Genomic DNA, 14,534 nt, shown 5'->3' on the forward strand with positions numbered 1-14,534 from the left:
CCTTTCCGTGCGCCCTGCCCCTGACACCACCCCTCCCGCGATAGTGGCGTCCGTTCACGATCGGGGGAGGTTGACGGTGAGGAAACGGCGGGGCTCGGAGCAGGCCGAGGTGTCCGAGTCTGAGCGGCTGCTCTTCGGGGGGCCCTTGCGGTACGACATGGGGTGGAACCGGCATCGTGAGGCGTTTCTGGAGCTGAGCTTCCGGGCCATGGTGACGCGGCTGCCCTCGATGCTGGGCTCCAGTTTTCGGCTGGCCTGGCAGGCCGACCGGGGGGCCGCGAAGACCGTGCTGGTCGCCGAGGCGGTGCGGGGGCTGGCGCAGGCGGTGAGTCTGCTGGCGGTGAACAGTGTGCTGGGGCGGCTGATCGGTGACGGGCCGATCCAGGAGCGGCTGCGTGGCGCGGCCCCCGCGCTGGTGACCATGGCCGTCGTGATGCTGGTGTCGGCGCTGCTGCGGGCCGCGTCGACGTATGCCACGGGCCGGCTTGAGCCCAAGGTCGAGCGGGTCGCGACTGAGCTGTATCTGGAGCGGGCGGCGGCGGTGGAGCTGGCCGCGATCGAGGACCACGCCTTCCACAAGCTGCTGGACACCGCGCAGTACGGTGCCTCGTCCGCCCGCCGGATGATCTCGTACAGCACACGTGTGATCAACGCGATGATCTCGTTGATCGCGGCGGCGAGTGTCCTCACCGTGCTGCATCCGGCTCTGTTGCCGCTACTGGTGACGATGACGCTGCCGAGCGCGTGGAGTGCGCTGACCAACGCGCGGCGCCGGTACGAGTCCTTCCACATCTGGGTGCAGCACGCGCGCGCGGGACACCTGATCAGCGGCCTGCTCACGGAACCGGAGGCCGCGCCGGAGATCCGCCTGCACGGCGTCGGGCCCTTCCTGCTGCGCCACTTCCACGCGATGTCGGAGACCGCGGAGGCGGAACAGACGCGGCTGGCCCGGCTCGCGGCGCGTACCGGACTGTTCGCGGCGGCCTGGACGGGCCTCGCGACGGCGGCGACGTACGCGACGCTCGGCGGGCTGCTGCTGGCCGGTGCGATGGCACTGTCGGTGGCGGCTACGGCCGTGATCGCGATCCGCACCGGATCGTCCAGCCTCGACAGTCTCGTCCTGGAGGTCAACGCGCTCCACGAGGAGGCCCTGTTCGTGGGCGACCTGCAGAAGCTGTACCGAGGCGGCCGAACGGGCGATCCCGGTGGGCGGCGAGGCCCTTCCGGAGGAGCCGCGGGAGATCCGCTTCGAGAACGTCACCTTCGGCTACCCGGGTGAGTCGCCCCGGCCCGCGCTGCGAGATGTCACGCTCACACTCCCCCTGGGCCGGATCGTGGCGCTCGTCGGGGAGAACGGGTCGGGCAAGACGACCCTGGTGAAACTGCTCGCCGGTCTGTACAAGCCGGACCGGGGCCGGATCCTGTGGGACGACGTCGACGCGGCGACCGCGGACCGGCACCAGCTGGCCGAACGCATCGCGATGGTGGCGCAGGACTTCAAGCGGTGGCCGTTCACCGCGCGCGTGAACGTCGCCGTCGGCCGCTCCTCGGCGCCCCTGACCGAGGAGCGGCTGGCCGCGTCGGTCGCGGAGGCGGGCGCCCAGGAGGTGATCGCTGATCTGCCGCGCGGCCTGGACACGCTGCTGGCCCGCAACTTCAGCGGCGGGCACGAGCTGTCAGGGGGCCAGTGGCAGCGGCTCGGTATCGCCAGGGCGGCCTACCGGCGTGGCCGCATCCTGATCGTGGACGAGCCGACGGCGGCCCTGGACGCGCGCGCGGAGCTCGAAGTCTTCGAGAAGATCCGCGCGTTGGCCGGCACCGGCCAGACGGTCATCCTCATCACCCACCGGCTGGCGTCCGTCCGGCACGCGGACCTGGTGCACGTACTGGACGAGGGCCGGCTCGTGGAGTCCGGGACCCCCGACGAACTCCTGGCCTCCGGCGGCATCTACGCGGAGCTGTACTCGCTCCAGGCGGAACAGTTCACGACCAAGCTGCCCGCCCCGAAGGCGGGCTGAGGTCACGCGGCCACGCCCATCGCGGCGTCGCTGCGCACGATCACCAGGAACGTGTCGGTGGCGAGGTCCATGACGACCTCCGCGGCCTGGCCCTCCCGACGCCGCGCCTGTGCGAACTCCTCCGCCGGCCACGAGCCACGCGGCCCGCCTGCGGGAAAGCGCTCAAGCACTGTTCGCCCGTTCACCCTGCACCTCCATGTCGCGCTGTACTCAATGAGTTAAACGCCAAAGATGGGGTGAACGCCTCGCAAAGTGACGGTACTGAGACGTAGTTGACACTCGTCCACCGCACGGTGTGAGGACTCTCTCAGTCTTTCGGGGTTTTCGGTCACACTCCGTGTTAATCGTCGTACTCGTCGTGATAACGAATGCGCTCACTGCCCGCAGGCGCCCCGAGAGCCGACGCGCGCCCCTTGGGCTCCTCCCACGCCTCCTGCCTCCCCAGCGCGGTGAGGTCGAGGAACATCGTGGTCGAGCCGAGCCCGTCGAGCCCGCGCTCATAGGTCGAGTAGGTGTGGAAGACACGGTCGCGGTCCCGCAGGAAGCAGCTGATGCCGGGCCGCTCGACAAGCTCCCCCTCGTGCTCCAGGCTCGCCTCGAAGTCACGGTTGAAGTCGCTGCCGTAGGAGGAGTACCAGGGCAGCGTCCACCCCATGCGCGCCTTGAACGGCAGGATCTTGGTGTACGGCGCCCGGGACACGGCGGCGAACGACGTGCCGCGTGCCTTCAGATGCGCCAGGTGCCCGATCTGGTCGAGGAACGCCGAGCAGCTACGGCAGCCCGCCTCCCACTCCGGGGCGAACATGAAGTGGTAGACGACGAGTTGGCCGCGCCCCTCGAAGAGGTCGAGCAGGGTCGCCTTGCCGTCACCGCCCTCGAACACGTACTCCGCGTCGATCTCGACCATCGGCAGCGCGCGCCGCTCGGCGTTCAGCGCGTCACGCGCGCGTGTGGCCGCCTTCTCCTTGACGAGCAGTTCCTCGCGCGCCGCACGCCACTCGGCACGCGAGACGATCTCCGGAAGCGACATGGCTCCTCCTGTGCAGCGGTCCGTCTGGGGGTGGACCGGTGGGGGGAGCGGAACTCATCGCTGTGCCCAGAAGTTTTTTGGTGCGTCCTTACGAGCCTCAGGTGTCGTAGTCCTGGATGCGCTTGCCGTGACTCCGGTCGACGAGTGCCGGCAGCCGCTCCCCCAACTCCCGTACGACGGAGGGCACGTCGAGGGTGAGCAGCTCACGGTCGCGCATCAGGATCCGCCCGTCGACGATCGTCGTGCGTACGTCGCCGGCGCGGGCGCTGTGCACGAGGGTCGCGGCCAGGTCGTGGACCGGCTGGGTGTGCGGCCCTGTGAGGTCGACGAGGATGATGTCGGCCCGGCGGCCGGGTGCGATGCTGCCGATCTCGCCGCCCAGCCCGACGACCCGCGCGCTCTGGAGCGTGGCGTGGTGCAGGGCTTGACGGGACGTCAGCCAGCGCGGGTCGCCCTCGGTCGACTTCTGGACCAGCGAGGTGAGCGCCATCGACTCCCACACGTCCAGGGAGTTGTTGGAGGCGGCGCCGTCCGTCGCGAGTCCGACCGGGACACCGATGTCGCGCAGGGCCCGTACCGGTGTGGTGGTGGGCCAGGCGAACTTCAGATAGCCGCGGGGTGCGGTGGCGACGCCGATACGTCCGGTCGCGCGCTCCAGGACGGGCAGGTCGCGCTCGACGATGCCGGTGCCGTGGGCGATGAGCAGGTCGGTGGCGAGGAGCCCGGTGCGCTCCAGGACTTCGATGGGCGTACGGCCGTAGCGGGCGAGGCTGGTGTCGGACTGGTCGCGGTTCTCGGCGGCGTGGATGTGGACGGGGAGGCCGTGGGAGTGGGCGAGTTCGGCGGTGGCCGTGAGGTCGGCGTCGTCGACGGTGTAGGGGGCGTGCGGGGCGAGGGTGGTGGTGATGCGGCCGTCGGCGCTGCCCCGGTGCCGTAGCGCGAACTCCAGGGATTTCTCCCGGCCTTGGGCACCCTGCGAGGAGAAGTAGGCCTCGCCGAGGTGCGCGCGGATTCCGCACTCGGCGACGGCGGCGGCGACCGCGTCCATCGAGAAGTAGTGGTCGGCGAAGCAGGTGACGCCACCGCGGATCATCTCCGCGCAGGCCAGCCGCGCGCCCAACTCCACGTCCTTTTCGGTGAGGTTGGACTCCATCGGCCAGACGACGTCGTTGAACCACTCCTCGGTGGGCAGGTCCTCGGCGACCCCGCGCAGCATGACCATCGGGGCGTGGGTGTGGCAGTTGACGAGCCCGGGCATGGCGACCTGCCCGCGCGCGTCGACGCGCTCGACGGCGTCGAGGTCCGCCGCGGCGGCGGCGCTGGTCACGGCGTCGACGACCCCGTCCCGTACGACGATGGCGGCGTCCTCGGCGAATCCGATCCGCTCCTGGTCGTCGTGCACGAGGACGGTGCAGCCGGTGATGACGAGTTGGGCCGGAGAGTCGGTGATGATCAGCTCGGCCGGAGAGTCGGTCATCACGCCAACGTACGACGGTGTCCTCGCCCCGTGTGAGCCGAACCGCGCATCTCGGCCGCGCCTCTGTCGCCCGGCGGCCCGCACCAGCACGCTTGCCCCACACGCCCTGACGGCTTCTGGAAGGAGCCCGGCATGCTCGTCGGTACCTGGAACCTGGAGAACCTCTACCGCCCCGGCGGAGAATTCGGCCCCAAGAACCAGGCCGACTACGAGACGAAACTCGCGGCCCTCGCCGCCGTGATCACCGAGCTCGACCCGACGCTGCTGGGCGTGCAGGAGGTCGGGGACCCCGAGGCCCTGCGGGATCTGGTGGGGATGCTGGGCAGCGGCTGGTCCATCGCGACCTCCCGGCTCGCGGACAGCCGGGGCATCCGCGTCGGCTTCATCGGCCGTACGTCCTTCGAGGTCCTCTCCGACACGAACGCGTTCCCGGCGAAGCTGCGTCCGGTGCAGGCGGACGACGCGGGCCTGGAGGTGTCGCAGACGGGCCGCGGCTTCCTGGCGGTGGAGGCCGCCACCGAGCACGGTCCGCTGCGGGCGGCCGTGGCCCATCTGAAGTCGAAGCTGCTGTCGTACCCGAACGGCCGCTTCCAGCCGCGCGACGAGGGCGAGCGGGCCCGCGTCGGCGCCTACGCCCTCTACCGGCGGGCCGCCGAGGCGGCCGCGCTGCGCGCGCTGGCGGACGAACTGCTGGCCGGCGAGGGCCGCACCCGTGATGTGGCGATCCTCGGCGACATGAACGACGAGGTGCAGGCGGCGACCACCCAGATCCTGCTCGGCCCGCCCGGCTCGGAGATCGACACACCCGGCTTCGACGTGCCCGACAAGGGCGACGCGGTCCGCCTGTGGGACGTGGCCCCGCTCATCCCCGCCGACCAGCGCTACTCCCGCATCAACTCCGGGCGCCGCGAACTCATCGACCACATCCTGGTGAGCCACCACCTGGTCCACCGCGTGACGTCCGCGGGAACCGGCCTGCCGAGTGAGGCCGCGCCGCGTCTGGCGTCGGTGGGCGCGGATCCGGCGGAGCGGCGGGGCGCGCCGGGGTCGGACCACGCGCCGGTGTGGGTGCGGATCGACTAGACGGATCGATGAGGACGTACGGCTTGCCGCTACCGCTACTAGCGCTACCCGGCGAGGGGAACCTCGGACGGCCGTAGCCCCACGTCCTCTCCCTGCCCGGCGAGTTCGTCGAGGAGGTCGGTGAGCTGTTCGGTGTGGCGTGGGGTGAGGCGGCCCGTGTCGTCGAGGTGCACGGCGCACGCGGTGGTCGTGTCGACGAGCCGTTCGAGGGTTTCGGCGACGGCGTCCGTGCCCTCCGAGTGCCGGGCGAGGGAGGGCAGTTCGGCGGCCGCGAGGGCGATGGCGGCACGGGCTTCGGCGAGGGCGCGATAGGCCTCGCGGCGCAGCTTCCAGCGTTCGGCGCGGTCGTCGGATTCGCTCAGGACGTGGGCGAGGTAGGCGTGCGCGGCGCCGCCGGCCGCCGCGAGCCGGGCCCGTACGGCCCCGCCCCGCTCCCCCGGCATCGGCAGGTGCCCGACGATCAGCACGATCGCGCAGGCCAGCAGCGTCTCGCCGATCCGACTCGCGGAGGCCTGCGGTTCGCCGCCGACCATCACGAGGGCGAGGACGAGGACGGTGACGACGGCGGTCTGCGCGGCGAAGTGCCGGGTGGCGACGGGAATGAGGGCACCGCTGACGGCGACGAGGGCGATGAGCCCTTCAGGGCGGGGCAGTACGGCGGCGAAGGCGGCGAAGACGAGCGCGCCGAGGACGGTCCCCGCGGCCCGGCACAGCACCCTGGACGCGAGCGGCCCGAGGTCGGGCTTGACCAGGAACACGGCGGTGGCGGGCAGCCAGTACCAGTGCGAGTGCTGCCCGTACCAGTGGGAGTGGTAGAGCGCCTGGGCCACGGCCGCGCTGGCCCCGAAGCAGAGGGCGACCCGCAGCCCGTACTCCCGCCCGCCGGCCCCGAAGGCGGTGCGGAACAGGTCCTTGGCGGTGTGGCGCCGGGTGTGCAGGTGCTGGTGACCGTCGCTGCGGTCGAAGGTTTCGGCGGCACGGAGAAGAGCGTCGTCGAGGGCGCGCAGGGCTGGCGCCGAGCGGTTGGGCGCGGGCAGCGGCCCGGTGTGGGCGTTGCCGCGCACGGCGGCGGCAAGCCGCCTCGGCCCCTCGGAGGCCCGGCTGGACACGGTCTCCCCGCCCCAGGCGAGCGCGGTCGCGGCCTCGGCGAGGGGCAACGCGGCGGCGTACTGCGCGTGCAGCCGCCGCTCGGCCGCGGAACTGGCGTACCGCCGCAGGCGTGGCCCGGTGAGGGCGTCCTGCGCGTGGTCGAGAGCGGCGGTGAGGGAGACACGCCGACCGCCGGCATCCTCCGTACCGACGGCATCGAGCAACCCGGCGATGGCGTCGTACACGGCTGCTACGGCGTCCCGCTCGCCGTCGAACCGGTAGTCACCGGAGGTGGCCCCGGGCGTGGGGAGGATCAGCCGCAGCGCGAGCAGCCACCCGGCCCCGGCGACGTAGGCGAGCCCCCGCTGCCACCCCTCCTCCGGCAAAGGCATCCCGGCCCCGATGGCGGAGGCGACGAGCAGCTGTGTACCGGCGCCGGAAGCGACCGGCCCGATGGCACTGATGCCGCCGGCGAACAGCCCGGTGACGGTGAGGAGGAGGGTGAGTAAGACCGCTCCGAGGTTCTGCCCTGCGTAGGTACCCACGACGATCCCCATCGCACCCGCGAACGCCGGCACCCCGAGCCGCTTGACGGAGGCCCGCCGGCTGCCGGGACGGTCGTTGATCCCGGCGAGCATGGCGGCGATGGCGGCGATGACACCGAGGTGAGTCCGGCCGAGAAGAACGGCGCCGAGAAGAATTGGCCCGGCGGCGAGGGCCCCACGCGCGACCGCGTTCCAGGGCACGGGCCCACGCTGGGCGCGCAGGGCGTGAGCGAACCAGGGGGGCAGGGCGAACGCGGGGCGGGGCGGCACGGGGCTCCTGTCGGGCGAGGCGGGATGGGCCTTCGGGCGACGGTGGCCGGGCTGTGGGCTGTGGTGACTACCGTAGATCGGGTTCCCGGAGAAAATGGAACGTACACGTTTCGGGGACGTGACAGCCCCTGCGGAACCCGCGTTCTTTATGAACACAAACGGGAAACGGGAGCGGACCCGAGGGCGTAGCCGGCCCCCGGGCCCTGTGATGCCGCCTCATCGCACGCCGGCACGCTTGAGGACCCAGGTCAGTCGTTATGTCGCCGCGTCCTGCCTTTGGACCACCGCACATCGAGCTGTGCGGGCCGGACTTGAACCGGCATTTCGACGTCCGGGGCCTGGGCCCGGTCGATCCGGCGATCGGCGGCGAATGCTGAGTCTGGAGCGAGAGTCTGAGATTGATCGCGGCCGGATCGGAGTCCGGACCGCCCCATCACGACAAACTTCAGCTTCAGCTTGCGCTCCTCGCGCACCCCGGCCGTGTTGCGTGGTGGCCGGGGAGTATTGGAGGCTACCCGAACAGGTAGCCGAACACGGCATCACCGACCCGCTGGTCGACGACGTCGACACCGTTCGCTTCCTCGCGCGCGAACTTCACGGCCTGCTGCAACTTCTCGACACGGTCGAGAAGTTCGTTGACTCGGCGGGCCGGCAGCGCACCCGAGAACTTCACGGTCGTCCAGTACCCGACCGGAATGTCCTCGTAGTAGACCTCGACCTGAGCCGGATGCTTGTCGGTGGCCTCCGCCTTGACATGGTTGCGGGGCACCTTCTTGGTCCGCAGCGTCCGTACCGGCTCGGTCTTCCACGCGTCGGTGGAGGGGTCCTGCACCCAGAACTCGGAGGCGTCGAGAACGGGCAACTTCCGCACGAAGGTGTTGAGATCGACGAGCTGCTTCTCCAGGAAGAGCAGATAGGACACGGGAACGTCGGCGACGAGCACCCGCCCGTCCACCTTCACATCGGCGCGGGCGGCACAGTTGGCCCAGTCCTTGGTGGCGGTCACGTCGAACAGCCGGGTGAGCGTAGCCGCGGTCTCCCGCAACACGTCCTCGGCCTGCACCTGGACCCGAGTCGACTCGGGCGGCAACTGCTCACCCTCCTCGTCCTTCGGCTGGTAGGTACGCGAGATACCGGCCAGCAACGCGGGCTTCTGGAGCCCGTGATGAGCGGCCGTCAGGTCCTGGTGGGACTTGGACTTGATGCCCTTCTCGACTGCGATGATCTGATTGAGTTTCGCCACGTCGATGACGTTAACAGCGGCAACAGGTGTTGTTCGATGGGTTATTGCCGGGCTCAGCACGTCACGGAGCCGGACATGCTCCTGTGCGCCCTCCTCGCGCTGAGCTTCTTGTGGTTCCTGTTCCAGGCCCCGGTCCCCTGCAGCGCCCCAACCCGCAAACAGGGTAAGACCTGCCGCATGAACAGCCGCGGCATCCTGCGCGGTTGCCGCTACGAGCAGCTCAAGTGGCAGCGCGTACGCACCCTCGCCGTACGCCCGGGACTCCGCCGGACGGGACGTGAGCTGTTCCCCGACCACAAGACGGGGCTGGCCGGCCTCCGGGCCATCGTCGCGCTGGTGTGCACTCTTACGACCATGGTGTTGGCGGTGTTGGGGAACGGGAGCGCGTAAGAGCAGGCCCGGCTGCGAGGGCGTAAGGCCGCCGGTCACGCCCCGGCGAAGAGCGCCTCCGCGTCGGCGATCGCCTGAAACAGCGCCTCGGGATCCGCGCGCAACTCGCCGATGATGTCGTCAACGGCTCGCAACCCGGCCCGCTCCAACAGCCGCTTCTCGTTCGTCACCCACTCCCCCCGCGCCGCCAGCACGGCGTGCCCGTTCTGCGCGGCTGCCGTGGCCAGCGCGCCCGCGACCTCGGTGAGACGGCCGTGGGGAGCGTGGTTGGCCTTGGCGTACATGAGGGTGGCGTCTCCGGTGCCATGCCAGCGCTCCGCCGCCGTGAGCCGCAGCTTCTCCGGATACGCCGCCGGCCTCGGCAACTCACCCCTCAGCACCTGATTGATCGCCAGTTCGGCGACGATCAGGTAGCTGGGAATACCGGCTAGATGGAAGAGCAGCGGCTCCACCCGGAACCGCCCCTCCTCCGCCTCCGCCAATTCCCGCTCTACGACGTCGAGATCGCGGTAGTGCACATCGACCCGCCGCCCGTCGATCGTCAGCCACGCACCCCCGTTGAACACCCCGCCACCCCAGCCCCCGACCTCGGACACCTCGCCCTCCCAGCCGAGGGCGCGGAGGTCGGCGGGGTCGAAGTCGCCTCGGTAGTAGACGGCCAAGTCCCAGTCGCTGTCCGGCCGTTCGGCGCCCTGGGCGCGGGATCCGCCGAGGGCGACCGCGTGGACCGCAGGCAGGGCGGCGAGGCGTTCGGCGGTGGTGTCGAGGAAGGCGGAGTCGGTGAGGGAGGAGGACATGGGCGCAGCGTACGTAGCGCTGGTGCCGCGCCTCCACGCAATTCCGTGCCTCTGTACGAGGACGCGCGTGGGGGTGAGGCATCGGCAACGCCCGTCCGGCAGGCGGCCGCGTCCCTACGCTCCGGGCCCATGAAGGACGATCAAGCCCTGCGCGTGCACGAACGCCTCGCCGCCCACCCCGAGTTGCGCCCCGTCACCTTCGGCGAGGGCCGCCGCTTCGGCCTCTGGGACCTCGCTTCACTCGCCGAGGGCGCCCTCGGCGAGTGCGTCGACCCGGACTCGCTCACCGTGTCGAGCGAGAAGCGGTGGCGTCTCCGGCTGGGCGCGGACGGACGCGAGGACGGGTACGCCGACGACTTCAGCCGGAGGTACTGGATCTGTCCGGCCGGCGACAGGCGCGGCCCCATGGGCACCGTCGCCGTCGACACCTGGCCCGTCGGCGCGGGTGCGCTGCGCGTCACCTCGCTCTACGTCCATCCCGTCGCCCGGCGGCGGGGGCTCGCCTCGGCCGTACTCGACACGGTGTACGAGTCGTGCCGCGCCGAAGGGCTGTACGGGTTCCGGCTGGACACCCACTGGACCTGGCAGAAGACCGTCCGCTACTACCTCGACCGCGGGTTGTGGCTCACCTCGTGGAAGCACTCACTGGGGTTTGCGCGGTTGTCCTATCTGCCTCGGTACGAAGTGCGCGAATTGGAAAGCGAGTTGGTCTTCCTGGTGACCGGCCCCGAGGGAGACATGGTTCCGCTGCTCGTGGCCGGCAGCGACGAGGGGCGGCTGCGCCTGCGGGAGACCGAGCAGTACCGGCGTATGCCGGACAAGCGCGATGCCGTGCGTCTCTATGCGCGATCGACGCTGGCGCTGCATCTGGCCGTGCGGGGGCGGCCGTTGGTGCGAGGGGAGGAGGAGTGGGCCAAGGCGCACCGCTGGTGCGACATCGGAGAGCCGGAGGGGCTCGCGTACAAGATCGGGGTCTTTGAGAGCGTGGCGCGAGACGGAGGCTGGCGGGTGGAGAGTCCGTACGGTGAGGGGGACCCGGGGAAATTCGGGTGCGTTCTCGGTCGAGGGCCCGGATGATCGGTGGGTTGTCCACCGCCCGCCCGGCCCAGGAGGCCTCTTGATCCAGCGCGTCACCGTCCCCGGTCTCTTCCCGCCGCCCACCTACTCGCACGCCTCCGTCGTCGAGGCCGGCACGAAGCTCGCCTTTCTCGCCGGGTCGGTTCCTCTCGACGCCGACGGGAAGCTGGTCGGTGATGGGGATCCCGTACGGCAGGCAGAGCAGGTCATCGCGAATCTCCGCGAGCAACTGCAGTCGGTCGGCAGTGACTTGGTGCATGTGCTGTCGACCGATGTGTACGTCGTGAGCAGTGAACCCGCGGTGCTCTCCGCCGTGTGGGAGGTGGTCGAGGCGTCCGGTCTCAGCGACGGCCCGCACTCGTCCACGCTCATCGGGGTGGCGTGTCTCGGGTACACGGGCCAACTGGTGGAGATCACGGCGACGGCTGTCGTCCCTGAGGTCCCTGAGGAGTCACGCCTCTGACGTCACTCGTGCGCGTTGCGGGCCAGCTCCAAGGCGTACCACGGCCACCACTGCCCCGCCGCCGGGCCGCCCCGGCACGTTCCGTCGGACTCGCCGGGGCGTTTGATCCAGAGGTAGGCATCGAGGAGGGGGGTGTCCGTACGCGTCGTCGGCGGCGTGCCCAGGGCCCGGCCCGGTGGATTGCACCACGTGTCCGCAGTGGTCGTGCCAGTCGCGTCGGTCGTGTCGGTCGCGACGGTGTACGGTCCGTTGCCGTTGCGGCTGGTGTCGATGACGTAGTGCTTGCCGCCCAGGTCCTTCGACAGCCAGTCGCCGTAGGCGGAACTCGCCTTGTTCGTCTGGAAGTTGGAGACGTTCAGGGCGACCCCGTCGGCGCGGGCGACTCCTGATGCCTTCAGGGCGTCGACCAGGCGCCATGCCTCGGGGATCCAGCCGGAGTTGCCCGCGTCGAGGTAGACGTGGGTGTGCGGCTGTCGTTTGAGGCGGTCGACGGCGTAGGCGAGCAGTGCGTACCGTTCCTTCGCGGCCACCTGTGTGCAGCCGGCCACCACCTGGGCCACGGCGTCCGGTTCGACGATCACGTAGGCGCCGCGGTCGGCGAGGGCCGCCGCGAACTCGTCCACCCAGACGCGGTAGTCGGCCGCGTGAGGTGCACCGCCGAGCGAGTACTGGCCGCAGTCACGGTTCGGGATGTAGTAGGCGACGAGGACGGCGATCTGTCCGGCGCGGGCCGCGGCGGTGGTGCGGGCCCGGACGACGGGGCCGGGGTCGGGACCGTTCAGCCACTCGGCCTGGGGGCGGGCGGCGATGCGGTCCATCAGCTCGGCGTCCGCGGTCCGGCCCACCGCGCGCCAATCGGCGGCCTGCCGCGCCGCGTGGGACTCCGGGTCGGTCCAGAACGGCACGGGCCCTGAGCCCGCCCCCGGCTCGGGCGCGCCACCGGACGCCGCCGTGCAGCACAGCCCCGCGAGCAGCGCGACGAGAAGCGTTCGCGGCACCGACCTGAGCGACCTGGGCAGCACGGCTGACTCCGTTCCCGCCGCCGGCAAGCGCCATGAAGGACCGGGATCAGCGACAGCCGGGCGGCGACTTGTCCTCTCGGGAGTTTGCGGGCCGCCCGCGCATGCCTCGGCGTACCACCGGCCAGGTCGCGAGAAGATCACCCCGACGGAGGGGTGGTGGTGCTGCGCGGGAAGCGCCGCGATGGGGGATGCCGCGATGTGTCGTCGGGCGGCTGCGGCGCCATCGTGGCTGGTCGCGCAGTCCCCCGCGCCCCTTTGGGGCGCTGCCCTCAGCCCCCACCGTCCCGCACCCCTTCTCGTTCCCTAAGACCTCGCGTACTTGTCCGTCGCCGCCACCATCGCCTCCGCCACCCCCGGAGCCCCGGCATCATGCCCGACCTCGTCCACGATCACCAACTCGCTGGCGGGCCAGGCGTGATGGAGCCGCCATACGATCCCGAGCAGGTTCCCGAAGTCGAGGCTGCCCTGCACCAGCGTGCCGGGGATGCCCTTCAGCAGGTGCGCGTCACGCAGGACGACGCCCTCCTCACCCCCGTCACCGAGAAAGTGACCGTTGCCGAAGTAGTGCGTGACCGTGCGCGCGAAGCCCATCCGGAACTCCGGGTTCTCGTACCGCCCCACCGACCGCGGCGGTGCCGGGAGGATCGCCGTCTCCCAGTCGGTCCAGGCCCGCGCGGCCCGCGCCCGCAGCGCCGGATCGGGGTCCTCGATCAGCCGGTTGTACGCGGCGGCCAGATTCCCGCCGCGCTCCGCGACCCCCAGCTCCCCCACGAACTGCTCGAACGCCTCCGGGAAAATCCGCCCAAGCCCCCTGGTCAGCAACGCCACTTCGGCATCGGAGCCGGTGGCGATCCCCGTCAGCACCAGCTCGGACACCACCCCCGGATACATCTGCGCATACCGCAGCCCGAGCACCGACCCCCACGACACGCCCCACACCAGCCACCGCCCGATCCCCAGCTGCCGCCGCAGCAGCTCCAGGTCGGCGATGAGGTGAGCCGTCGTATTGACACTCATGTCGGTGTCGTACGCGGCGGCGGACGGTGTCGAACGCCCCGCGCCCCGCTGGTCCAGCAGCACGATCCGGTACGCGGCCGGGTCGAAGAGACGCCGGAAGTACGGGGTGCAGCCGGAACCGGGCCCGCCGTGGAGCACCAGCGCGGGCTTGCCGTGCGGGTTTCCGCAGGTCTCCCAGTACACATGGTTGCCGTCACCGACGTCGAGCATGCCGTGGGCGTACGGTTCGATCTCGGGGTAGAGGGGCATCGGACGACCCTACCCCTGCTACGACTTCACCTTCAGCCCCGCCGTTTCCCCCGCCGTACGCAGCACATCCCGCAGCATCGCGGGGGTCAGCTTGCCGGTGAAGGTGTTGCGCTGGCTGACATGGAAGCAGCCGAAGAGCTCAAGGCCGTCGAGCGTCACCCGCGCCCCATGGGCGAACGCCGGTCGCGGCCGGGGCACGGTCCAGCCCGCCGCCGCGAACGCGGGCAGGGCGGCCTGCCAGCCGAAGGCGCCAAGCACGACCACGGCCCGCAGTGTCGGCCGCAGCAGCGTCAACTCCTCCACGAGCCACGGTCGGCAGGCGTCCCGCTCCCCCGGCGTCGGCTTGTTCTCGGGCGGGGCGCAGTGCACGGGAGAGGTGACGCGCACGCCGTAGAGCTCCAGGCCGTCATCGACGGACACCGAGGTGGGCTGCGACGCCAGCCCGACGTCGTACAGCGCCCGGTACAGCACATCGCCTGAACGGTCGCCCGTGAACATACGGCCGGTGCGGTTCCCGCCGTGGGCGGCCGGCGCGAGTCCTACGATCAGCAGCCGGGCGTCGGGCGGCCCGAACCCCGGGACCGGCCGGCCCCAGTAGGTCCAGTCGGCGAAGGCGGCGCGCTTGGTCCGGGCGACCTCCTCGCGCCAGGCCACCAGCCGAGGACAGGCGGCGCACCGGCTGACGCGGGCGTCGAGATCGGCCAGGCTGTCCATACCGCCCACCGTAGACCTGGGCCCTGAGGCATGGAAAACCCGGCCATTCC

At 71.0% G+C, this 14,534-nt stretch carries 13 protein-coding genes and 1 pseudogene; 5 read left to right on the forward strand and 9 right to left on the reverse strand.

What is annotated here, in order from left to right; all coding sequences use genetic code 11:
* The first annotated feature begins 157 nt into the window (after positions 1-157).
* Positions 158-2,018 (forward strand): annotated as a pseudogene (locus AC5DRG_RS13455) (ABC transporter ATP-binding protein).
* 2 nt (positions 2,019-2,020) lie between these two features.
* Here the strand turns inward: AC5DRG_RS13455 and AC5DRG_RS13460 are convergent.
* From AC5DRG_RS13460 to AC5DRG_RS13470, 3 genes are all read right to left on the reverse strand, one after another.
* Positions 2,021-2,203 carry a DUF8839 family protein gene (locus AC5DRG_RS13460; protein ID WP_491810530.1) on the reverse strand — a complete coding sequence of 61 codons (183 nt, stop codon included), beginning with the start codon at positions 2,201-2,203 and terminating at the stop codon, positions 2,021-2,023.
* A gap of 155 nt (positions 2,204-2,358) precedes the next feature.
* A complete protein-coding gene (locus tag AC5DRG_RS13465) occupies positions 2,359-3,048 on the reverse strand; it encodes a DUF899 domain-containing protein (RefSeq protein WP_491810531.1) in 690 nt (229 codons plus the stop codon).
* A gap of 97 nt (positions 3,049-3,145) precedes the next feature.
* A complete protein-coding gene (locus tag AC5DRG_RS13470) occupies positions 3,146-4,525 on the reverse strand; it encodes an amidohydrolase (RefSeq protein WP_491810533.1) in 1,380 nt (459 codons plus the stop codon).
* A 132-nt stretch (positions 4,526-4,657) separates the two neighbouring features.
* Here AC5DRG_RS13470 and AC5DRG_RS13475 point away from each other — a divergent pair, with 132 nt between their 5' ends.
* On the forward strand, positions 4,658-5,608 hold the full coding sequence (locus AC5DRG_RS13475; RefSeq protein WP_491810535.1) for an endonuclease/exonuclease/phosphatase family protein: 951 nt from the start codon (positions 4,658-4,660) through the stop codon (positions 5,606-5,608).
* 44 nt (positions 5,609-5,652) lie between these two features.
* On the opposite strand, the gene AC5DRG_RS13480 is transcribed toward AC5DRG_RS13475, so the two are convergent.
* Positions 5,653-7,512 carry an FUSC family protein gene (locus AC5DRG_RS13480; protein ID WP_491810536.1) on the reverse strand — a complete coding sequence of 620 codons (1,860 nt, stop codon included), beginning with the start codon at positions 7,510-7,512 and terminating at the stop codon, positions 5,653-5,655.
* 511 nt (positions 7,513-8,023) lie between these two features.
* Positions 8,024-8,755 carry a DUF7873 family protein gene (locus tag AC5DRG_RS13485; RefSeq protein ID WP_491810538.1) on the reverse strand — a complete coding sequence of 244 codons (732 nt, stop codon included), beginning with the start codon at positions 8,753-8,755 and terminating at the stop codon, positions 8,024-8,026.
* 177 nt (positions 8,756-8,932) lie between these two features.
* Between AC5DRG_RS13485 and AC5DRG_RS13490 the strand changes: the two genes are divergently transcribed.
* A complete protein-coding gene (locus AC5DRG_RS13490) occupies positions 8,933-9,145 on the forward strand; it encodes a hypothetical protein (protein WP_491810539.1) in 213 nt (70 codons plus the stop codon).
* Between the two features lie 35 nt (positions 9,146-9,180).
* On the opposite strand, the gene AC5DRG_RS13495 is transcribed toward AC5DRG_RS13490, so the two are convergent.
* Complete coding sequence (locus AC5DRG_RS13495) at positions 9,181-9,942, reverse strand: nucleotidyltransferase domain-containing protein (RefSeq protein WP_491810541.1); 762 nt, start codon at positions 9,940-9,942, stop codon at positions 9,181-9,183.
* 129 nt (positions 9,943-10,071) lie between these two features.
* On the opposite strand from AC5DRG_RS13495, the gene AC5DRG_RS13500 reads away from it, so the two are divergent.
* Together AC5DRG_RS13500 and AC5DRG_RS13505 are read left to right on the forward strand one after the other, a co-directional pair.
* Positions 10,072-11,019, forward strand: coding sequence for a GNAT family N-acetyltransferase (locus AC5DRG_RS13500; protein WP_491810543.1), 948 nt, complete (start codon positions 10,072-10,074; stop codon positions 11,017-11,019).
* 40 nt (positions 11,020-11,059) lie between these two features.
* Positions 11,060-11,482 carry a RidA family protein gene (locus AC5DRG_RS13505; RefSeq protein ID WP_491810545.1) on the forward strand — a complete coding sequence of 141 codons (423 nt, stop codon included), beginning with the start codon at positions 11,060-11,062 and terminating at the stop codon, positions 11,480-11,482.
* A gap of 2 nt (positions 11,483-11,484) precedes the next feature.
* Here the strand turns inward: AC5DRG_RS13505 and AC5DRG_RS13510 are convergent, their stop codons facing one another.
* From AC5DRG_RS13510 to AC5DRG_RS13520, 3 genes are all read right to left on the reverse strand, one after another.
* Positions 11,485-12,480 (reverse strand): glycoside hydrolase family 6 protein, encoded by a 996-nt coding sequence (locus AC5DRG_RS13510; protein ID WP_491810546.1) that lies wholly within the window; start codon positions 12,478-12,480, stop codon positions 11,485-11,487.
* Positions 12,481-12,807: 327 nt separating this feature from the next.
* Entirely contained in the window at positions 12,808-13,770 is a 963-nt protein-coding gene (gene pip / locus AC5DRG_RS13515; RefSeq protein ID WP_491810548.1) for a prolyl aminopeptidase, read from the reverse strand.
* Positions 13,771-13,788: 18 nt separating this feature from the next.
* A complete protein-coding gene (locus tag AC5DRG_RS13520; protein ID WP_491810550.1) occupies positions 13,789-14,484 on the reverse strand; it encodes a uracil-DNA glycosylase in 696 nt (231 codons plus the stop codon).
* Positions 14,485-14,534 lie beyond the last annotated feature (50 nt).

The sequence above is a fragment of the Streptomyces sp. JLBG701 genome (assembly GCF_058544905.1).

What these genes read in the sequence shown, in the direction of transcription:
- AC5DRG_RS13465 (WP_491810531.1), bottom strand. Translation starts at nt 3,048, where the DNA reads ATGTCGCTTCCGGAGATCGTCTCGCGTGCCGAGTGGCGTGCGGCGCGC.
- AC5DRG_RS13470 (WP_491810533.1), bottom strand. Translation starts at nt 4,525, where the DNA reads ATGACCGACTCTCCGGCCGAGCTGATCATCACCGACTCTCCGGCCCAA.
- AC5DRG_RS13475 (WP_491810535.1), top strand. Translation starts at nt 4,658, where the DNA reads ATGCTCGTCGGTACCTGGAACCTGGAGAACCTCTACCGCCCCGGCGGA.
- AC5DRG_RS13500 (WP_491810543.1), top strand. Translation starts at nt 10,072, where the DNA reads ATGAAGGACGATCAAGCCCTGCGCGTGCACGAACGCCTCGCCGCCCAC.
- AC5DRG_RS13495 (WP_491810541.1), bottom strand. Translation starts at nt 9,942, where the DNA reads ATGTCCTCCTCCCTCACCGACTCCGCCTTCCTCGACACCACCGCCGAA.
- pip (WP_491810548.1), bottom strand. Translation starts at nt 13,770, where the DNA reads ATGCCCCTCTACCCCGAGATCGAACCGTACGCCCACGGCATGCTCGAC.
- AC5DRG_RS13490 (WP_491810539.1), top strand. Translation starts at nt 8,933, where the DNA reads ATGAACAGCCGCGGCATCCTGCGCGGTTGCCGCTACGAGCAGCTCAAG.
- AC5DRG_RS13520 (WP_491810550.1), bottom strand. Translation starts at nt 14,484, where the DNA reads ATGGACAGCCTGGCCGATCTCGACGCCCGCGTCAGCCGGTGCGCCGCC.